This is a genomic window from Streptomyces sp. NPDC047981 (genome assembly GCF_040653315.1).
Lineage (GTDB): Bacteria > Actinomycetota > Actinomycetes > Streptomycetales > Streptomycetaceae > Streptomyces.
Map to the genome: position 1 here is coordinate 59,881 of NZ_JBEZNQ010000015.1, position 20,513 is coordinate 80,393.

The 20,513-nt window shown below is 71.3% G+C and carries 15 protein-coding genes; 8 read left to right on the forward strand and 7 right to left on the reverse strand.

The window, feature by feature from the left end; genetic code table 11:
• The first annotated feature begins 97 nt into the window (after positions 1–97).
• From AB0E14_RS11965 to AB0E14_RS11985, 5 genes are all read left to right on the forward strand, one after another.
• Complete coding sequence (locus tag AB0E14_RS11965; RefSeq protein WP_362415225.1) at positions 98–1,369, forward strand: ABC transporter substrate-binding protein; 1,272 nt, start codon at positions 98–100, stop codon at positions 1,367–1,369.
• Positions 1,370–1,572: 203 nt separating this feature from the next.
• Positions 1,573–3,243 carry a glycoside hydrolase family 13 protein gene (locus AB0E14_RS11970; RefSeq protein WP_362415227.1) on the forward strand — a complete coding sequence of 557 codons (1,671 nt, stop codon included), beginning with the start codon at positions 1,573–1,575 and terminating at the stop codon, positions 3,241–3,243.
• Positions 3,244–3,293: 50 nt separating this feature from the next.
• On the forward strand, positions 3,294–4,631 hold the full coding sequence (locus AB0E14_RS11975; RefSeq protein ID WP_362415229.1) for an ABC transporter substrate-binding protein: 1,338 nt from the start codon (positions 3,294–3,296) through the stop codon (positions 4,629–4,631).
• A gap of 11 nt (positions 4,632–4,642) precedes the next feature.
• On the forward strand, positions 4,643–5,971 hold the full coding sequence (locus AB0E14_RS11980; protein WP_362415232.1) for an ABC transporter permease subunit: 1,329 nt from the start codon (positions 4,643–4,645) through the stop codon (positions 5,969–5,971).
• Positions 5,968–6,834 carry a carbohydrate ABC transporter permease gene (locus AB0E14_RS11985; RefSeq protein ID WP_362415234.1) on the forward strand — a complete coding sequence of 289 codons (867 nt, stop codon included), beginning with the start codon at positions 5,968–5,970 and terminating at the stop codon, positions 6,832–6,834. Before AB0E14_RS11980 ends, AB0E14_RS11985 begins: the two co-directional genes overlap by 4 nt.
• A gap of 121 nt (positions 6,835–6,955) precedes the next feature.
• On the opposite strand, the gene AB0E14_RS11990 is transcribed toward AB0E14_RS11985, so the two are convergent.
• The 6 genes from AB0E14_RS11990 to AB0E14_RS12015 form a co-directional block, all read right to left on the reverse strand.
• Entirely contained in the window at positions 6,956–8,068 is a 1,113-nt protein-coding gene (locus AB0E14_RS11990) for a type IV pilus twitching motility protein PilT (RefSeq protein WP_362415236.1), read from the reverse strand.
• Entirely contained in the window at positions 8,065–11,943 is a 3,879-nt protein-coding gene (locus AB0E14_RS11995) for a hypothetical protein (protein WP_362415238.1), read from the reverse strand. The genes AB0E14_RS11990 and AB0E14_RS11995 overlap by 4 nt, the downstream gene beginning before the upstream one ends.
• Positions 11,940–12,464 carry a prepilin-type N-terminal cleavage/methylation domain-containing protein gene (locus AB0E14_RS12000; RefSeq protein WP_362415240.1) on the reverse strand — a complete coding sequence of 175 codons (525 nt, stop codon included), beginning with the start codon at positions 12,462–12,464 and terminating at the stop codon, positions 11,940–11,942. Before AB0E14_RS12000 ends, AB0E14_RS11995 begins: the two co-directional genes overlap by 4 nt.
• A complete protein-coding gene (locus tag AB0E14_RS12005) occupies positions 12,461–12,895 on the reverse strand; it encodes a prepilin-type N-terminal cleavage/methylation domain-containing protein (RefSeq protein WP_362415242.1) in 435 nt (144 codons plus the stop codon). Before AB0E14_RS12005 ends, AB0E14_RS12000 begins: the two co-directional genes overlap by 4 nt.
• Positions 12,892–14,103, reverse strand: a complete 1,212-nt coding sequence (locus AB0E14_RS12010) for a type II secretion system F family protein (RefSeq protein ID WP_362415244.1) — start codon at positions 14,101–14,103, stop codon at positions 12,892–12,894. Before AB0E14_RS12010 ends, AB0E14_RS12005 begins: the two co-directional genes overlap by 4 nt.
• Positions 14,104–14,199: 96 nt before the next feature.
• On the reverse strand, positions 14,200–16,071 hold the full coding sequence (locus tag AB0E14_RS12015; RefSeq protein WP_362415246.1) for a GspE/PulE family protein: 1,872 nt from the start codon (positions 16,069–16,071) through the stop codon (positions 14,200–14,202).
• Positions 16,072–16,351: 280 nt separating this feature from the next.
• Here AB0E14_RS12015 and AB0E14_RS12020 point away from each other — a divergent pair, with 280 nt between their 5' ends.
• From AB0E14_RS12020 to AB0E14_RS12030, 3 genes are all read left to right on the forward strand, one after another.
• Positions 16,352–16,702, forward strand: coding sequence for a prepilin-type N-terminal cleavage/methylation domain-containing protein (locus tag AB0E14_RS12020; protein ID WP_362415248.1), 351 nt, complete (start codon positions 16,352–16,354; stop codon positions 16,700–16,702).
• Between the two features lie 179 nt (positions 16,703–16,881).
• A complete protein-coding gene (locus tag AB0E14_RS12025; RefSeq protein WP_362415250.1) occupies positions 16,882–17,700 on the forward strand; it encodes a prepilin peptidase in 819 nt (272 codons plus the stop codon).
• Positions 17,701–17,784: 84 nt separating this feature from the next.
• Entirely contained in the window at positions 17,785–18,333 is a 549-nt protein-coding gene (locus AB0E14_RS12030) for a PadR family transcriptional regulator (protein WP_362415253.1), read from the forward strand.
• 116 nt (positions 18,334–18,449) lie between these two features.
• On the opposite strand, the gene AB0E14_RS12035 is transcribed toward AB0E14_RS12030, so the two are convergent.
• Complete coding sequence (locus tag AB0E14_RS12035) at positions 18,450–20,441, reverse strand: FG-GAP-like repeat-containing protein (RefSeq protein ID WP_362415255.1); 1,992 nt, start codon at positions 20,439–20,441, stop codon at positions 18,450–18,452.
• Positions 20,442–20,513: the final 72 nt, after the last annotated feature.

A 20,513-nucleotide genomic window follows, 5' to 3' on the forward strand; every position in this document is an offset into this window, starting at 1 on the left:
CAGGCGGCGGCCAAGTGACCAGTATCCCCGATTCCCCGGACTCGACATATGCCACGATGGTCCACGTCGCGTCCGGGACCACGTGCAGGAGGAGCCCATGGGGTGGATGCGGGCCGTGCGGAGGGGCATTCTCGCGGCGGCGATCGTTCTGGCCGGATACACCGGCGTCGCGCAGGGTGCCGGTGAGCCGACGGCCGGTGACCGGGGGCCGCTGACCTTCGTCACGGCGGGGGACCTCACCCGCTACCTCGGGCCGCTGGTCGACGACTGGAACCGTGAGCATCCGGGCGAGCGGGTCACCCTCGTCGAACTGCCGGACTCGGCGGACGAGACCAGGGCCCAGATGCTCAGCGAACTCCGCTCCGGCAGCAGCCGCTTCGACGTGCTCAACCTCGACGTGGCCTGGACCTCGGAGTTCGCCGCGGCCGGGCTGATCGCCCCGCTGGACCGCGACCGGTTCGAGCTGGACGCCTTTCTGCGCCCGGTGGTCGACACGGCCACCTTCGAAGGGCGGTTGTACGCCGTCCCGTACGTGACCAACGCCGGGCTGCTGTACTACCGCAAGGACGTGCTGGACGCGGCCGGCGAGAAGCCGCCGACGACCTGGGCGGAGCTCGCCGGCCAGGCGCGCACGCTCGCTCCGCGCCACGGCCTGGAGGGGTACGCGGGCCAGTTCCTGCCCTACGAGGGGCTGACCGTGAACGTGACCGAGGCGATCCAGTCCGCGGGCGGGACCGTCCTGCGCGACGACGGCACGCGGGTCGCGGTCGACTCGGACGCGGCGCGGGCGGGTCTGGCCTTCCTGGCCGGCGGCCTGCGCGAGGGCTGGATCCCGGCGGAGGCCCTGAGCTACAAGGAGGAGGAGTCCCGCGCCGCCTTCGAGGAGGGCCGCCTGCTCTTCCTGCGGAACTGGCCGTACGTCTACTCGGACGCCAACGGTCCCGGATCGAAGGTCGCGGGACGCTTCGGCGCCGTGCCGCTGCCCGGTCTCGACGGGCTGGGCACGAGCGTTCTGGGCGGATCGAACCTCGCGGTGTCCGCCCGCTCGAAGAGCGCCGCCACGGCCGCCGACTTCATCGCGTACCTGACGAGCGAGCGGGTGCAGCGCCAGGTCCTCACCCGAGGTGCGCTGCCGCCCGTGCGGGCCTCGCTCTACGACGACCCCGACCTCGTCGCCTCCCATCCCTACCTCCCGATCCTCCGGCAGAGCGTCCTCGCCGCCGTGCCCCGCCCGAAGAGCGCGCGGTACGACCAGGTCAGCCTGGTGGTCCAGGCGGTCGGTCAGGACGTGCTGGCGCTCCGCGAGACTCCCGAGGAAGCCGTGCGGCGACTGACGCGTGAGCTGGGCGCCATCTCGGGCGGCTCGTGAGATTGATGCGCTCCTTCCTGGGCCACTACTTGCTTGTTGGGTAGTGGCTTTCCCTTTTGCCCGAACAGCATGCCCCATCAGGCTTCCGTACAAGCAAGTTCTGCAGCGTCGTTGACATCCTGCCGTCACAGCTACTTAACATGAATGCATAGCAGAGGCCCGTTCGGGTGCTCTCGCCTTCACTGCAGACAGGTCGACGCGAGATGCTCAGCACGCTTGCGGCCGATACCGGCCGCCCTCCCCACCCCCGCTCCGCCACCGCCCCCTGGTGGCGGGACGCGGTGATCTACCAGGTCTACGTCCGCAGCTTCCTCGACAGCACGGGGGACGGTGTCGGAGACCTCGCCGGAGTCCGCGCCGGGCTCCCGTACCTGCGGAAGCTGGGCGTCGACGGCATCTGGCTGAGCCCGTTCTATCCCTCGCCCCAGCACGATCACGGGTACGACGTCGCGGACTACCAGGGCGTCGACCCCGTCTACGGCGACCTCGCCGAGTTCGAGCGCCTGGTCACCCAGGCCCACCGGCTCGGGCTCAAGCTGCTGATCGACATCGTTCCCAACCACTGCTCCGCCGAGCACCGTTGGTTCCGCGAGGCCCTGGCCGACGGACCGGGGAGCCCGGCCAGGTCGCGGTTCCACTTCGCCCCCGGGCGCGGGCCGAACGGGGACCTGCCGCCGAACAACTGGCACGCCATGTTCGGCGGTCCCGCCTGGAGCCGCGTCAGGGAACCCGACGGCAGGCCGGGGGAGTGGTACCTCCACCTCTTCACCCCGGAACAGCCCGACCTCAACTGGCGCGACCCCCGGGTCGGCGACCACTTCGAGCAGGTGCTGCGCTTCTGGCTCGACCGTGGCGTGGACGGCTTCCGTATCGACGTGGCCGCCGGGCTCTTCAAGCACCCCGAACTCCCGGACTCCGACGACCCCACGGCGGACGAGCGCACCCGTGACTCGGTCAACCCGCTGGCCTGGAACCAGCCGGAGGTCCACGAGGTGTGGCGCCGCTGGCGCGCGATCTGCGAGGAGTACACCGCGCGCGACGGCGTCGAGCGCCTCCTCGTGGGCGAGGTGTCCGTGCCGACCGCGCGCGAACACGCCCTGTACGTACGGCCGGACGAGCTGCACCAGGCGTTCTTCTTCGACCTGCTCAGCGCCCCCTGGGACGCCACGGCCTTCCGGAGCGTCATCGACGAGGCCCTGCGGGACATCGCCGGTACGGGCTCCACGGTCACCTGGGTCCTCAACAACCACGACCAGGTCCGCACCGTGACCCGCTACGCAGGCGGCCCGGGTGGAGAGCACGTGGGCTCCGCGCGAGCCCGGGCGGCGGCGCTCCTCATGCTGGCGCTGCCGGGCGCGGCCTACGTCTACCAGGGCGAGGAGCTCGGTCTCCCCGAGGTGCTCGACCTGCCCGACGACGTCCTGACCGACCCGATCTTCCACCGCACGGGAAGCCGCGCCCGGATCAGGGACGGCTGCCGTGTCCCGCTGCCCTGGTCCGGCCAGGCGTCCCCGTTCGGGTTCAGCGAAGGGGCGGCCGGCGCCCGCCCCTGGCTGCCGCAGCCGGAGTGGTTCGCCGAGTACGCCACCGACCGTGCCCTCGCCGACACCCGCTCTTTCTGGCACCTCTACCGCGAAGGGCTCCAACTCCGGCGTGAACTACCGCAGTTGGGGGAAGGAGAGCTGCGCTGGTTGGAGGCGCCGCCGCAGGTGCTCGCCATGGCGCGCGGTGACGGTCTGGTCTGCGCCGTGAACTTCGGCTCCGAGACCGTCCCCGCCCCGGTGCCCGGCGCGCCGCTTCTCGCGAGCGGACCCTGCCCGCCGGGCGAACTTCCCGGAGCGACCGCCGCCTGGTGGTCCGTCGACACCCCCTGACCCACGTCTGCCCGCCCCGCCCGCTCCCCAAGGAAGGATGGACCGTCATCATGAGACGACCCGCCACCACAGCACTCCGTACCACCGCCACCGTCACCACGGCGCTCGCCCTCGCGCTCACCGTCACCGCCTGCGGCGGCGACACCGGACCCGCCGCAGGCGGGGGCGGCGAACTCGCCGGCAAGACGGTCACGGTCGCCGGCGTCTGGACCGGCAGCGAGCAGAAGAACTTCAAGAAGGTGCTCGACGCGTTCACCGCCAAGACCGGCGCCAAGACCGTCTTCGTCCCCTCGGGAGACAACGTCTCCACCTTCGTCGGCAGCAAGATCGAGGGCGGCAACGCCCCGGACGTCGTGCTCGTCCCGCAGGTCGGCGTGCTCCAGCAGTTCGCCAAGGAGGGCTGGCTCACGCAGCTGTCCCCGAAGACCACCGAGACAGCCACCGCGGGCCTGGCGCCCGTCTGGAAGAACTACGGCACGGTCGACGGGAGGTACTACGGCCTCTACTTCAAGGCCGCCCACAAGTCGACCATCTGGTACGCCCCCGAGGCGCTGACCCAGGCCGGCGTGAACGAGCCGAAGAGCTGGGCGGAACTCCTCACGGCCGGGCGGACGCTCGCCGACTCGGGCCGCCCCGCCTTCGCGGTCGCGGGCGAGGACGGCTGGACGCTCACCGACTGGTTCGAGAACGTCTACCTCTCCCAGGCGGGACCGGAGAAGTACGACCAGCTCGCCCAGCACAAGATCAAGTGGACGGACGAGAGCGTCGTCACGGCCCTCACGACGCTCGCCGAGGTCTTCAAGGACAAGCAGCTCGTGGCCGGCGGTGCCCAGGGCGCCCTGCAGACCGACTTCCCCGGCTCGGTGGAGAAGGTCTTCGGACCGCAGCCGGAGGCCGGCATGGTCTACGAGGGCGACTTCGTCGGCGGCGTCGCGAAGGACGAGTTCGGCAAGAAGCCGGGCGTGGACGCCAAGTTCTTCCCGTTCCCGGCGGTCGGCACGGGCACCGCGCCCGTGGTCAGCGGCGGCGACGCGGCAGTGGTCCTCAAGGACGCCAAGAACGCCGACGCCGGCATGAAGCTCCTCGAATTCCTCGCCACCCCCGAGGCCGCCGAGGTGTGGGCCGGGGCGGGCGGCTTCCTCTCCCCGAACAAGAACGTCAAGCCCGAGGCGTACTCCGACGACACCACGCGCGCCACCGCGGCCTCGCTCGTCGCCGCCGGAGACTCCGTGCGCTTCGACATGTCCGACCAGGCCCCCGCGGCCTTCGGCGGCACCAAGGGCGCCGGCGAGTGGAAACTGCTCCAGGACTTCCTGCGGGACCCGTCGAACCCGAAGGCGACCGCGGCGGCTCTGGAGGCCGAGGCGGCCAAGGCGTACGGGAACTGAGGCCGGCCGCCATGGCACGTACCCCGAAGGCACGCGCCGCGGACACCCCGCGGCGCCGTGCCCTGCGCAGAAGGCGCCTCCTCGGCGCGCTCTTCGTCCTGCCGGCCCTGCTGCTCCTGGGGGCCCTGGTCGTCTACCCCGTCGTGTTCTCCATCGGGCGCAGCCTCTTCGACGCGAGCGGCGACCGGTTCGTCGGCGGCGACAACTACCTGGAGATGTTCCAGGACCCGGCCACCCTCAAGGCGGTCCGCAACAGCGCGATCTGGGTCGTGGTCGCGCCCGTCCTGCTCACCGGACTCGGGCTCGTCCTCGCCGTCCTCACCGAGAAGGTGCGCTGGGCCACCGCGTTCAAGCTGGTCCTGTTCCTCCCCATGGCGGTGTCCTTCCTCGCGGCGGGCATCATCTTCCGGCTCGCCTACGAGCAGAACCCCGAGCGGGGCGTGCTCAACGCGGCGATCGTCGGCGTCCACGACGCGATCGACGAACCGTCCCCGTACCCGACGGCACGCGCGCGTGACGGGAAGGGGCTGACCGGCGCCCCCGACAAGGGCTACACGACCGTGGAGGTCAGGCCCGGCGACGACATCGCCCTGCCCTTCGTCGGCGTCGCGCCCGAGGCCATGCCCACGGGGGCGATGCCCGCCCGGCTGCCGGAGCCGTCGGCCGGGAGCCTCTCGGGCGCCGTCTACCTGGACTTCACGCCGGGAGCGGGCGGCCGGCAGGGGCAGATCGACCCGAAGGAGAACGGCCTTCCCGGTGTCACCGTCGAGGTGATGCGCGGCGGCACGGTCGTCGCGTCCGCGGAGACCGGCGGCGACGGCTCGTTCCGCTTCGCCGATCTCGGCGACGGCGCGTACACGCTGCGGGTTCCCGCGTCCAACTTCGCCGCCGGGTACGCCGGCGTCGACTGGCTCGGCCCGGCGCTGGTCACCCCGGCCATCATCGGCGCCTACCTCTGGGTCTGGACCGGTTTCTCCATGGTTCTGATCGGGGCGGGACTCGCGGCCATCCCGCGCGACGCCCTGGAGGCGGCGCGGGTGGACGGCGCGACCGAGGGACAGATCTTCCGCAAGATCACCGTCCCGCTGCTCGCGCCCGTCCTCACCGTCGTCTTCGTGACCCTCGTCATCAACGTCATGAAGGTCTTCGACCTCGTCTACATCATCGCCCCTGGCCCCGTGCAGGAAGAGGCCAACGTGCTCGCCACCCGCATGTGGCTGGTCTCCTTCGGCGGCGGCAACGACCAGGGTCTCGGCAGCGCGCTGAGCGTGCTCCTCCTGCTGCTCGTCGTACCGGCGATGATCTTCAACATCCGGCGCTTCCGGAAGGGCGGATCATGAGCAGCCACGCGGGCACGAAGGCCCGTTCCGGACCGACCAGATGGCTCGGCAACTCCATGGTCCAGGCGCTCCTGGTCCTCGTCGCCCTCGTCTGGATCACCCCGCTCGCCGGGCTCTTCCTCTCCTCGCTGCGCTCGGAGCAGGACAACGCCTCGAACGGCTGGTGGACCTCGCTGGTCGACCCGGCCCGGCTGTCGATCGACAACTACCAGGCGCTCTTCGCGGACTCCGGTCTCGTCACCGCCTTCTGGAACACCGTCCTGATAGCCGTGCCGACGACGGTGCTCGTCGTCGGCATCGCGGCCCTCGCGGGATACGCCTTCGCCTGGCTGAGCTTCCCCGGCCGGGACGCCGTCTTCCTCGTCGTCGTGGGCCTGCTCGTGGTGCCGGTGCAGATCGGTCTGCTGCCCGTGGCCAAACTCTTCGGCGCGGTCGGCCTGTTCGGCACGGTCGCGGGCGTGATCCTCTTCCACGTCGCGTACGGCCTGCCCTTCGCCGTCTTCCTGCTGCGGAACTACTTCGCCGAGATCCCGAAGGAGATGCTGGAGGCGGCGCGCCTGGACGGCGGCAGCGAGTGGCGGATCTTCCTGCGGCTCATCCTGCCGCTCGGCCGGCCCGCCATCGCGAGCCTGGCGATCTTCCAGTTCCTCTGGGTGTGGAACGACATGCTCGTGGCCCTGCTCTTCGCCGACAGCGAGTCGCAGCCGCTGACCGTGGCCCTCCAGTCCCAGATGAGGCAGTTCGGCAGCAACATCGGCGTCCTCGCACCGGGTGCGTTCCTGTCGCTCGTCGTCCCGCTCGTGGTGTTCTTCGCCTTCCAGAAGCACTTCGTGCAGGGGGTGATGGCCGGGTCGGTGAAGTAGCGGCGCGGGGACGAGCCTGGCGTACGGACCAGCCGGCGAGCCGCCGACGCCGGGTGGGCTGCTCGCACGGTCGGTCGCCTGACGTAGGGCGGCGGGGCGGAGCCGGGAGCCTGGTGGGTGGTCAGGTGTGAATGTGTGGGGCGTAGGGGCGGTGGATGTCCTCCGGGTGGGCCGTGTGGAGCACGGCCTGCCCGTGGGTGATGGTGCCTGCGGCCACGTGGGCGTTGATGCTGGTTTCGAGGGTCTGCATGCCGTCGCGGTGGCCGGTCGCGATCATGTTACGGAGCTGGCGGGTCTTGCCCTCGCGGATCAGGTTGCGGATCGCCGACGTTCCCACCAGCACCTCGAAGGCGGCCACCCGGCCCCCGCCGATCCGGGGGATGAGCGTCTGGTTGAGGATGCCGACCAGTGTGTGCGCCAATTGCAGCCGGATCTGCGGCTGTTGCTCGGCCGGGAACACGTCCACGATGCGGTCCAGCGTCTGCGATGTGTCGTTGGTGTGCAGGGTGGCGAACACCAGGTGCCCGGTCTCGGCGATGGTCAGGGCCGCGGAGATGCTCTCCGGGTCGCGCATCTCGCCCAGGAGTAGTACGTCGGGATCCTCGCGCAGGGCCGCGCGCAGGGCGGCGGGGAACGAGTCGGTGTCGGTGCCGACCTCGCGTTGGCTGACCGCCGAGCGCTTGTGCCGGTGCAGGTACTCGATCGGGTCCTCGATGGTGAGGATGTGCACCGACCGGTGGGCGTTGACGTGGTCGAGGAGGGCGGCGAGGCTCGTCGACTTCCCCGACCCGGTCGGCCCGGTGACCAGCACGAACCCGCGCGGCATGCCCGCCCACCCGGTGACGACCGTGGGGAGCCCGAGCTGCTCGGCCGACGGCACGTCGAACGGGATGATCCGCAGGGCGAGCGCCGACGCGCCGCGCTGCACGAACGCGTTCCCGCGCATCCTGGCCTTCTCCCCCCAGCTGAACGCGAAGTCGACCTGCTTCTCCCGGCGGAACCGTTCCGTGAGGTCCTCGCCGAGCACTCCGGTCACCAGGCGGTCGACCTCCGGTTCGCTCAGCGCGGCCCCTTCGATCGGTCGCAGGGCGCCGTCGACGCGGAGGAACGGCGCCGATCCGGCGGTGAGCAGCAGGTCGCTGCCGCCCCGCTCCCACAGCTCACCGAGCAGGTGGTCGATGATCGCGGCGCTCGGCCGGGACATGGTGGTCTCCAAGGTGGGGTGCGTGCTCATGGCAGGACCGTCCACTGCTTGACGGTGCTGGTGTGGCCGTCGAAGGACACGGCGGCCTTGACGAGCGGACCGGACAGCAGGTCGATCTGGGTGCCGCCGAGGTGCTCGGTCGCACCGCCGCTCCCGGCGGTGACGGTGTAGGTCACGGTCAGCCCGGACAACTGGGCGGCTCTGGTCAGGCCGCACGGTGCCAGGTCGACCTGGTCGGTCACCGGGCCGTTCGAGCCGAGACGGACCGGCACGTCCAGTGAGTCGGCGCCCGTGCAGGCGCTGCCGGTGAAGTCCACCGACACCTTCACCGAGTCCACGTCACCGTCCTCGTGGTGCGCCACCCGCAGGACGACGTGGTCGAGCGGCTCGGTCGTGGCCGGCGCCGGCGGGGCGTAGCCGCCGAGGGTGAGGGACGCCCGGCCACCGCCGGGGACGGTGGCGTCCGTGACGTCGACGGGCGCGCCGGGAGCCGGGTGCGTGAACCCGGTGACCGCGGTGACCGACGCCGGTTTCGCGAGCACGGCCGGGTAGGTCGTGAACAGCACCGGTTCCGGTGGGATCCCGATCACCGGTCGGAGGTGTCCGGTGGCCGGGCTGATGCCGAGAGCGATGGTACGGGCGATGATGCCGCGGGTGACGACCTGCGAGCTGACTCTGCTCATCGACAGGTCGACGGCAGCGGTCGGCGCGTAGACGGTCCCGTTGATCACCAGGCGGCTGCGGTGAGTGGCCGTGTCGGCCTTGTCGGTCGACTTCAGCACCGCGCAACCGCCGCCCGCGGTGAGGCAGCCGGACAGGGCCCTGATGGACGGCGCTCGGAACACGATGTCGAGTTCGACGCCGTCGAGCCGGACGGCGGCGTCGGTGCTGCCCGTGCCCAGCCCCGCCGCGTAGTCGACAGCGAGCTCGGACAGCTGCTCGTCCCTCGTGACCCCGCAGGCGCCGAGGTCGACCACGTCGACACCGAGGGCCCCTTCACGTGCCGGCAGGACGTGCTGCGTGTCGCAGGCCGTTCCGGTTCCGGAGACGGTCAGCGCGGCTGTGGGCGGCTGGGCCGGCGAGGCGACGCCATCGGGCGGTACGGGGGTGGTGTCGTCGTCCTGGTGCGCCACGCGCAGCACGACCTTGTCGATCACCGTCCCCGTCGGCAGGGGCGCCCTCGCGAACGCGTCGAGCCGGATCGACGCCGACGGGGTGCCCGTGGCAAGCGTCGCCGTCGAGGTGGTGGCGTCGATCGCCTGCGCGTTCCCCGGGTCGAGGAATGCCGCGGCGGTCGGCGCCGCGGTGCTGGTCGCAACGGTGGGACGGACCGACAGCGGGGGCCGGTGGGCCAGTTCCAGGGTGACGCCGTCGAGCTGATCGGCGGCGGTGGTGCTGCCGGTGCCGAGGGTGGCGGTGTAGGTCACGACCAGGCCTCTCAGCTGGGCGGGGTCGGTCAGCCCGCAGACGGCGACCAGGTCCAGGGTGTCGGTGCCCAGGGCCCCCTGGTGCGTGGCGAGCTTCTGCGGGCTGGTGCAGGAGCGGGGTATGCCGGGCCCGTTCAGGGTCACCGCGACGGCCGGTGGCGGTCCTCCCGTCACCCCCGGGTCGTCGCGATGCGCGACGCGCAGCAGGGCCCCGTCCAGGACCGAGCCGGGCGCCACCGCCGGTGTGTCGTAACCGCCGAGGTCGATCGTGGCGGTCGGCGTGGTGACCGGGTCGAGTGCGACGCGGGCGGTGTCGGAGCCGTCGATCGCCCTGGCGTCGGGCGCGGCGGTGAACGTCGTCGACTGCGCGCTCGTCGCCGGCCGGGGCGGCGGCGGGTCGTAGACGATCTCGAGCCACATGCCGTCCAGGGCATGGGTGCCCGCGGTGCCGTCCGCGTTCAGACCGGCGTCGTACCTCGCGGTCAGGCCGGTCAGCTGGGCCGGGAGGGTGATGCCGCAGGCCTCCAGATCGACGCGGTCGTCGCCCAGGCCGGTCCGCGCGGTGAGCGGCAGGTCGGTGCAACGGCCGCCGCCGGCCGCGGGGGTGACGCTGATTCTGGGCGCCGCCGCGTCGCCGTGCTCCTGATGGGCCACCCGCAGCACGGCGGAGTCGATGGTCGAACCCGGCGGCAAGGGCGGCATACCGAACCCGGCCACGGTGATCGACGCGGACGGAGCCGCCGTCGTCAGATCGGCGGCGGCGACCGACGCCGTCGGCTGTTCGCCGATCTCCAGGGCGTCGTCGGGTTCCGTGCCCGCGGCGGTGAACCCCGTCGACGCGGTCACGACGGTCGGTTTGTACGTCGTCGGCGTGCGGTACGCGACTTCCAGCCAGATGCCGTCCAGGTGCTCCGTGGCGGTGGCGCCGTCGGTGTCCAGGGTGGCGGTGTAGGTCACGGTCAGGCCGGAGAGCCGGGCCGGGTCGGTGAGCCCACACGTGGCGAGCAGGTCGATCGGGGGATCCGTGGCGAGCGCCGTGTGCCGGGGCAGGTCGTCGGTGCGGCAGGTGTCTCCGTCCACGGCGGTGGTGATCTTCACCGCGCCGGGGGCGGTCAGGTCGCCGTCGGCCCCGTGTCTGACGTGCAATGTCGCGCCGGTGACGACCGAGCCGGGCGGCACCCGCGGGGTGAAGCCGGCGAGCTGCATCGACGCCGAACGACGATTCGTACGGTCGAGGACGGCGTCCGCCGTGCAGCTCGCAGTGCCCGTCGGCCGCGCGCACCCGGGCAGGGTCGGCCGTTCGCCACCGGTCAGGGCGTGGCCCGGGTTCGCGAAGCCGGTGTTCGTGACCACTGCTGTCGGCTTCAATGTGTGTGACGGCTTCGGCGGTTGGACTCCGTACACCGCCACCTGCTGCGCGTCCGGGGACACCGGGGCGCACAGTTCGACGTGTCCGCGATCGACCTGGAATCGGCTGCCGCCGCCCATCATGACCTCGACGCCTTCGGGCCGCGTCGTGTCGCAGCCGCCCGGGTGGGGGATGGTCGGGCGGGTGGGGGCCCCGGGATCCCAGCCCGCCCGCGTGCCGCCGACCACGCTGACCGTGGGGTCGTCGACCGTCCAGACCGCGCTGCCGCCGGTGAAGGTGAAGTCGAAGTAGTAGACACCCGGCTGCAGCCACACGACGACGCCGGGGCAGTCGCCACCGGTCAGGCCGGTGAGGGCGCGGGCATCGTCGTAGTAGCCGGGCTGCAACCGCACCAGCCAGGCCCCGGAGCCGGAGCCGGAGCCGGACCCGGACCCTGCCCCGGACCCGGGGCACGCGGGTACCGTCCGCCGGACCGGGACGGCCGTGGCGGGCGGGGCGTAGTCCGGGTCGGCGCCCACGACCTCGTCGGCGGGAGCCGACGGGGTGTCGTTGGCGCAACCGCGCGCGTACGGCGTCTGGGTCGGGGTCAGTCGGGTCTGTGACACCGAGCTGGAGCAGTCGCCGACGGCGGACACATCGCCCGACACGACCATCGACGCGCCGGCGCCGGTGGTGATGTTCGCCCCGGAGAACACGCTGCCCTGTACGCGCAGGCCACGCGTGGTCACATGGATACCGTCCCCCGCCCCCCGGCCCAGGCTGCGCAGCGCGTCCTGCGGTTGGGTCGCGCGTGTGGTGGCGGGGGAGGCGTTGAGGGGGTCGCAGTGGACGATCATCCGGCGGCCGTTGATCGGCGGGGCGGTGTAGTCGGCGCACGGGTTGCCCTGCGCGAAGTTCTTGATCGCGAGCTGCGTGGCACCGTCCGCGCTGTAGCCCCGCTTGCCCTGGTCGACCTGCACGCGCGCGGCTTTCAGCCCCGTGCCGACGAAGGACAGGACCGACACGGTGACCAGGCTGAAGACGACGATGAAGGCCAGCGCGAGGATCAGTGTCGCGCCCTGATCGTCGTCGTCGCGCGGGCGGCGGGGATTCGAGCGGCGGCCGGTCATGACGCGCTCGATCGTCGGACGGCGGTGAGGGCCGTCGGCGGCTCGGCGGGGTCGCTCCGCACGGTCAGCGTCACCTCCATGGGCGAGGCGCACGAGGTCTCGGCACCGCAGCTCAGAATCACGGGATGGGGCGATGTGGCGTTGTCGAACCGGCCCAGCAACGTGGTGACGACGCCTCCGTCGGCGCACTTCACCCGGCTGAGGGCACCGGTCCGCCGGTCGTAGGTGTAGACGACCTCTGTGCCGGGCCGGCTCAGGTGGACGATCACGTCGGCGACGCCGCACGCGGGGTCGGTCGTGACCTTCTCCGCGCTGTGTACGTCGCCGTAGAAGTAGCTGTTGAGCGTGCCCGCCGCGCTGGTGGCGGAGACCCGCTTCTCGGTGCCCGCGGTGAACCGCAGTCCGAGGACGATCGCGGTGGGCAGCAGTGTCGCGATGATGCCCACGATGACGATCGTGACCAGCAACTCGGCCAGCGTGAACCCCGACTCCGAGCGCCCGGTGGGCCGTTGTGTCGTCATGACAGCATCGCCTCCCGCTTGACCACCTCGAGCGTCGCGTCCCTGACGGGGCGGGGACCGGTCGAGCGCACGGTGAGCGTCACCTTCTGCACTCCGGTGTCGGCCGTGGGGCAGGACCCGTCGAACGCACCCACCCCGTCCCAGTGAGCGACGGTGACCGTCACTTCGTATCCGGCCGGCGGCGTCGGAGTCGCGTACGTACGGGCGCAGGACACGTACGGGGCGCTGACGACCTTCTCGGCCGCGCTGCGGATGACCGAGTCGGCGCCCGTCACCTCCTGCTGCGTCACCGAGCTGATGATCGCGGTGCCCATGCCGCCGAGGACGGCCACGAAGGCGACGCCCATGAGCACCACGGCGACGAGAACCTCGACCAGGGTCTCGCCCTCTTCGCCACGGCGGCGACGCGGACGGCGTGCCGGGCCGGTCATGGGACCTCGACCTGGTTGTAGACCCCGTAGATCGCCGAGAGGAGAGCGACGGCCACGAACCCCACGACGACCCCGACCATGATCACTACGGTCGGCTCGAACAGGCTGGTCAGCCGCTTGAGTTTGTGCTGCAGTTCCTTCTCGTAGAACTCCGACACGTTCTCGAGCTGGTCGTCGAGCGTTCCGGTCTCTTCCCCCACACGCATCATCTGGGTGACCGCCCCGGGGAACAGCCGGGTGCGGGCCATCGGCCCGGAGATGCCGCCGCCTTCGAGCATCTCCACCTGGGCTGTCTCGATGGACCGTTCGTACACCCGGTTGTTGGCGCCCGATCCGGCCAGGCCGAGCGCTTCCGGGATGGGCACACCGGCCTTGATCATCGAGGTCAGGATGCGGCAGAACCGTTCGATGACCATGAAGCGGACCACCTCGCCGACCACCGGAATCGCCAGCAGGAAGCGGTCGCGCAGCAGCCGTCCCCGCTCGGTCCGCAGTCCGGCGATCAGTGCCGCGACGAGCGCCACGAGTACGCCGACGACGACCGGATACCAGGCCGCGACCAAGTCGGTGAAGCCCAGCAGGATCCGGGTCGGCAGCGGCAGTTCCGCGTCGAAGGAGGCGAAGAACAGCTTGAACCGGGGCAGAACGAAGATGACGAGGACGAGGATGACGGCGACCGCCAGGACCATCACCAGGCTCGGATAGGTCAGGGAGGAGCGGATACTGCGCCGGGCTTCGACGTCCCGCTCGATGTAGCGGCCCAACTGGGCCATCACCACGTCGAGTTCACCGGTCGCTTCCGCCGAGCGGAGGACGGAGACGTAGAACGGCGGGAGCGCCCTGGTGTGGGCGGCCATCGCGCCGGCGAAGCTCTCGCCGAACCGCAGCGAGTCCATGACGTCGACGAGCACCTTGCCCAGCTTCTTGTCCTTGGTCTCGGCCCGGATGATCTCCAGGGCGTCCAGGAGGGGCACTCCCGCCTTGATGAAGGCGGCCATCTGGCGCGAGAAGTTGCTCAGCTCGACCAGGTCGACCTTCTCCGCGGTGAGTTCGAGCTGCAGCAGATTCCGGCCCGCGGCCTTGACCGACCGCACGTCGTAGCCCTGCCGGGTCAGACTGTCGGTCACGCCGTCGACACTGGAGCCCGTCAGCACGCCGGTGGCCCGTGTCCCGTCCGGGCCGACCGCGACGTACTTGAAGGTGGCCATGCCGGTGCCCTCCTGGTTTCCAGTGTCAGGGGTTCGCGTCGCCTGTCATCGGCTCGCGTCGTCAGTGATCGGGTACGGCATCCAGCGGGCCGGTCATCAGACCACGTACACGCTGGACATGATCTCGGCGATGGTGGTGGTCCCCTCCTCCACCAGCCGGACGCCTCCGTCCAGAAGGCTCTCCATGCGCTGCTCGCGGGCGGCTTCGCGCAGCCTGTCGACGGGGGCCTTCTCGACGAGCAGCCGCTTGACCGCGTCGCTCATCACGAGCAGTTCGAAGACACCGATCCGCTCCTGGTAGCCCGTCCGGGAACAGAAGTTGCAGCCTCGGCCCTGCCAGAAGTCGGTGTCGGTCGACCCGCCGGCCTTCGCGAAGAAGGCCAGTTCGTCCACGCCGGGCCGGTAGGGCTCGCGGCACTGGTCGCAGATCCGCCGCACCAGCCGCTGGCTGACCACGCCGGAGACAGTGGAGGTGACCAGGAACGGCTCGATGCCCATGTCGACGAACCGGTGCAGCGCGGAGCAGGCGTCGGCGGCGTGGATGGACGACAGGACGAAGTGGCCGGTGAGCGCGGACTCGACCGCGATCCGCGCCGTCTCGGCGTCCCGGATCTCGCCGACCAGGATCACATCGGGGTCCTGCCGGAGGATCGAGCGCAGCCCGGTCGCGAAGGAGACGCCCGCCTGGTCGTTGATCTGGATCTGGTTGACCGACGGGACCACGTACTCCACCGGGTCCTCGATGGTGGTGATGTTGCGCTCGCTCTGGTTCAGCTCACCGAGCGTGGCGTACAGCGTGGTCGTCTTGCCGCTGCCGGTGGGTCCGCCGCAGGCGACCATGCCGTACGGGGAGCGCAGCAGCGACGAGAACCGTTCGTAGGTCGCGGCGGGCATGCCGAGTTCGGCGAGACGCAACAGTGTGCGGTTGCTGTCGAGCAGCCGCAGTACCGCCTTCTCGCCCCAGATGGTGGGGGTGGTCGCGACCCGGATGTCGACCGACCTGCCGTCGATCTCGGTGGCGATCTGCCCGTCCTGCGGGCGCCGCCGGTCGACGATGTTCATGTTGGCCATGATCTTGATCCGGCTGACCACGGACGGGCCCATGCTCTCCGGCAGGCTCAGTACGTCGTGCAGCGCGCCGTCGATGCGGTACCGGACCCGAACCCGGTCCGCGTGCGGTTCGATGTGGATGTCCGAGGCCCGGTCGCGCAGTCCCTGGGTCAGCATGAGGTGCACCAGGTGCACGACCGGCGCGTCCTCGCTCACCACCCTGGCACCGGAGGCCGCGTTGCGGCCGGTCTCGGTCGCCTCGAAGGCCTCGACCAGACTGCTGACCCCCGCCAACGCCCGGTAGGCGCTGTCGATCGAGCGCCGGATGTCCGAGGGGGCCGCGATCGCCAACCGCACCCGATCCGGCGCGACGGCCCGGCTCACCTCGTCGCGTACGCGCGGGTCGCCGGGGTCGCCGGCGGCGATCAGCAGCGTGCCCTCGGTCCGCCGCACCGCGACGACACCCAGCGAGCGGGCCAGCGCCTCCGGCACCCGGGCGGCCGCCTCGGGATCGGGTTCGCTCTGGCGCAGGTCGGCGACCGGGACGTCGAGTTGAACCGCCAGCGCCTCGATCAGTGACCGCTCGTCGACCATGCCGAGTTCGACCAGCAGGGCGCCGAGCCGCTTGCCCGACGCCGACTGCTGCAGGAGCGCCTCGTCCACCTGCGCCGGGGTGAGCAGCCCGCGCAGCACCAGCAGTTCCCCGATGCGCGGCCGCCGCTCCTGCCCCGAGGGCGACGACTGGGCCGCGCCGGACGTGGCGTCCGAGGCCTGGTCGCCTCCCGGCGCCGGATCCTGCGCCGGGTCCGGAACCGGCGAGCGCGCCGGGCCGCGCTCCGATCCATCGGGCAGGGCGCCGTCCCCGCTCGCAGGGCCTGTCGTCGCCGCGCGGCGACGGAGAAGCCGACGATGCGCCAAGGAACCCACCCCTTTCGCGTGTCCAGAACAACGGGCCGATCACTCGCCGCGGGTGCGTCCGCAGTAACTGTCAGCGGCTGATTAGTCAGCGGGATACTACAGCACGTCAGCGCGCCCTCGGGATGCCGGTGTTCGCCGGGGTCGCCCCTTGTGGCCCCCCTGCTCGCTGCGTAGTCTGCGGCTGACTAATCACATGGTTACTAGTGCGCGACTCGCTTGCGTCGGTCGGCGTAGATGGAGAGAGATGTTCAGATACCTGCAAGGCAAGGCTCGACGGAGGATGCGCGCACAGAGCGAGGCGGCGGAAGCCGGCTTCACACTGGTCGAGCTTCTCGTGGTCATCGTGATCCTCGGTGTCCTCGCCGCCATCGTCGTCTTCTCCGTCAGCGGCATCAACGACAAGGGTCAGGGCTCGGCGTGCAAGACCGACAAGTCCACGATCCGGACCGCGGAGGAGGCGTACTTCGCCGCTGACAACCGGGGCAGGTACGGCACCATGGACGACCTGGTGAAGGACGGGTTCCTGTCCACTCCTTCCGAGTGGTACGAGGTCACCGTCGCGAACGGCGAGTACACCGTCACGCCGAGGACATTCCAGGACGGCCGGACCAACCCCTGCGCCGCCATCTGACGCGGCGGAGCCTCGCCGGACGACGACGCCGCCCGGCGGGCGTCGGACGTCCGGTTCGCCAGGTGGCATCAGTGACGCCACCTGGCGAACCGTGTTCGGCGGAGACCTGGGGCGTCGGCCCGGGTCAACCGCAATGCGCCGGTGGCGAGTTGTATGCGAGGTACGGCACTATTTCGTCCATGTCATCCATATTTGTCGTGATCATCGGTCTGCTGGGGCTGGCCGTGGGGTCGTTCCTCAACGTCGCCGTCTCCCGGGTGCCGGCCGGCCGCTCGGTGCTGCGGCCGCGCTCCGCGTGCCCGCGATGCGCCACGCCGATCGCGGCCCGGGACAACATCCCCCTCGTGTCCTGGCTCCTGCTGGGCGGGCGCTGTCGCGCCTGCCGGGCTCCGATCCCCGCGCGCTACCCGCTCCTCGAAGCGCTCGCCGCGGTCCTGTTCGTCGCCATGGCCCTGCGTTTCGGCCGCTCGGAAGTGCTCCCGGCCGCACTGGTCTTCACCGCGGGGCTGCTGGCCCTGGCCGCGTGCGACGCCGAACAGTTCCTGCTCCCTCGGCGGCTGATCTACCCGACTCTCGGGCTCACCGCAGCCTGTCTGCTCGCGGCCGCGGGGGCCACCGGCCAGTGGCAGCGCCTCGGTATGACGGCGGCCTGCGGGGTGGGTGGGTTCGCCGCCTTCTTCGCCCTGCACTGGGTGCGGCCGGCCTGGCTCGGATTCGGTGACGTCCGCCTGGCCGGCCTGCTCGGCACCGGCCTTGGCTGGTTCGGCCCGTCGTATCTCGTCCTCGCGCTGCTGGCCGGCAGCGCCGTCGGGTTGCTGGTGGGCATCGCGCTCATGGCGGCGGGGCGAGCGACCCGCCACACCCGCCTCCCCTTCGGCGTGTTCCTCGCCGCGGGCGCCATCGCCACCCTGCTCGTCGGGGCTCCTGTCGTCGATTGGTACGACAGCCTGAGTGACCCGTACACGCGAGATTCGCCGCTCACGGCGGTCCGCCCCTGACCACGGCGGCCCGTGGTCTCAGCCTTTCCTGGTCAGGGTTCGGTCGGCATCGCAATCACCACCGGCGATCCTTACCCTGTCTCCATGAAGGAACCTGATCTGCCACTGGCCGAGTGGATCGTGCTCGCGATCATGGCCGAGCGACCCAGCCACGGCTTCGCCATCGCGGCCCTCACCGCGGAGGGCGCGGAAATCGGTGAGTTCTGGTACATCTCGCGACCCATGGTGTACCGGTCGATCACGCGACTGGCAGAGCGCGGGCTGATCCTGCCGGTCGGCGCCGAGGAGGGCAATCGCGGACCGCAGCGCATGATCTACGCCGCCACCCGCTCCGCGAAGACGACGGTCAGCCGGTGGCTCAGCGAGCCGGTGACCCGTCTGTTCGACGTGCGCGCCGACCTCACGTGCAAGCTTCTGCTGCTCCGGCGTCGGGACACCAGCCCGGCTCGCCTGGTCGAGCGTCAGAGGGTCGTCATCGACGAGATCGAGGAGTCGCTGCGCGCCAAGGAAGACGCCGGCGACTACCTGACCCGCGCGATCTACGCCTGGCGGCTCGAGCACGTCCGCGCCGCGCGACAGTTCCTCGACGCCGTTGACGTCGACTCGACGCGAGGCGCGGTCAAGACCGGCTGACGTCACCTTCGTGGGCGGGCGCAAAGGGCTCGGCGATCGCGTCATCGGGATCGCCGAGCCCGTCTCGTAGGTCAGCGTTTCATGGACAGCCGCCGGAAGCGGCTCGTGGGCGTGGGCTACGGCACCTCGACGACGGTCTCGCAGGAGCCGCCGGTCGCGATCGCGTCCGTGCCGGGGAGCGTCGGACCGCCGTGGGCGTCGCCGGCGCAGACGTCCGTGCCGCTGCCGCCGGAGAGGGTGTCGCTGCCGGAGCCGCCGACCACGGTGTCGTTGTCGGAGCCGCCGGAGAGCGCGTCATCGCCCGCCCCGCCATGGACGACGTCGTCGCCGCTGCCGGCGCTGAGGGCGTCGTTGCCGTCGCCGCCGTCGAGGGAGTCGTCGCCGCTGCCGGCCGATACCGCGTCGGCGCCACCGAACGTGCAGATCGTGTCGTTGCCGCCGTTCCCGCTGACACTGTCGTTCCCGTTGCCGGTCACGATCACGTCGGCGCCGCTCGTGCCGTTCACGGTCCCGTTGCCGGTGATCGTGGCGGCGAGACCGCGACAGCCCGCCGAGACGCTGATCGTCACGGTCGCGACGTTCGCATCGACCGTGCCGTCGTGCGCCGTGTACGTGAAGCTGTCGCTTCCGACGTAGGCGCTGCCGGGCTGGTAGCTGAACGAGCCGTCCGGGTCCAGCGTGAGGGCGCCGTGTGCCGGACCGGTCACGACCGAGGCCGTCAGCGCGTCGCCGTCGGCGTCCGTGTCGTTGCCGAGGACTCCAGGAGCGCCGACGACGAGCGTGGTGTCCGCCCCGACGTGCTGGTACGACTCGTTCGCGGCCGCCGGCGTCCGGTTCGTCGTGTTGAGCAGCACCGACGCGTCGTTGACGAACGTCGCCGAGCTGTTGCTGTTGGCCGTGACGACATCGGGCCGCCCGTCGCCGTCGAGGTCGGCCGTCGCCGCGGCCTGCGGGTTGGTGCCGCCGTTGAGCCCGAAGGCGAGCGGAGTGCCGAAGGCGCCGGTGCCGTCGCCCTCCAGCACCACGACCTCGGCCGAACCGGCGCTGGCCACGGCCAGGTCGGCGTGGCCGTCGCCGTTCAGGTCGGACACCGACGCGGAGCTGAGGTTGGCCCCCGCCGACAGGACGCTCGCGGCGGCGAAACCGCCCGCGCCGTCGCCGAGCAGCAAGGCGACGCGCCCGGGCGAGCCGGGTGCCACGACGACGGCGTCCGGCGTGCCGTCCTGGTCGAGGTCGGCGAGCTCGAGCTTGGACGGCAGGGCGACTCCGGCCGAGACGCTCGACGCCGTGCCGAAGCCCCCGGTCCCGTCGCCCAGCAGCACGGAGAGCGTGCCGGTCGACGAGTTCGACGTGACGAGGTCCAGATGGCCGTCGCCGTCGAGGTCGGCGGCCGAGATGCCCTGCGGGCCGGCACCGCCGCTCAGACCGAACTGCGTCGCCGTGCCGAAGGTGCCGTCGCCGTCGCCCAGGACGACCGAGACGTTGTTCGTGTTCGCGTTGGACGTCGCGAGATCCGGAGTCCCGTCCTCGTCGAAGTCGGCCACGGCGACGTCGGTCGGGAAGCGCACCACACATGGGTTGTCGCCGGTGGTGTCGCACCCGGGCGCCGGGTTGAGCTGCACCGCCGCTCCGGCACCGAGCGCGCCGGAGCCGTCGCCGAGCCAGACCAGAGCGACGTTGCCGCGCGAATCCTGGCTGATCACGTCCTTGTGGCCGTCGCCGTCGAGGTCGCGGATCACAGCCGATCCGAGAAAGACGCTCGACGCGGTGCGCGGAGCCGCGTACTTCGTCACGGCGCCGAAGCCGCCGCCGCCCGAGCCGAGGAACACGCCGACGCCCTCGCCGCGGATCGCCGTGACGAGGTCCGGTGTCCCGTCGTCGTCGAGATCGCCGATCGCGACGGCGGAGCTGCCGCGGCCGTTGTCGTCGAGGTTCACCGCGGTGGCGAAGCCGGTCGGATTGGCGCCGGTCGCCGAGGCCGGGGTGGCGGCGGCCAGGACGACGGTCGCCACCGCGAGGACGAGCGCCGGAAGGCGGCGTGGCCGACCGGGCGTGACCGCGACGGAGCGGCCGGCCGGCGTGAGGTGCCGGCGTGGAGGTCTGTTCATGGGTGAGGCCCCTCCCGAGGGCCTGATGAAGGGAGAGTCGATGGGGTACTTCGCCAGGGCGACGGCCGATCG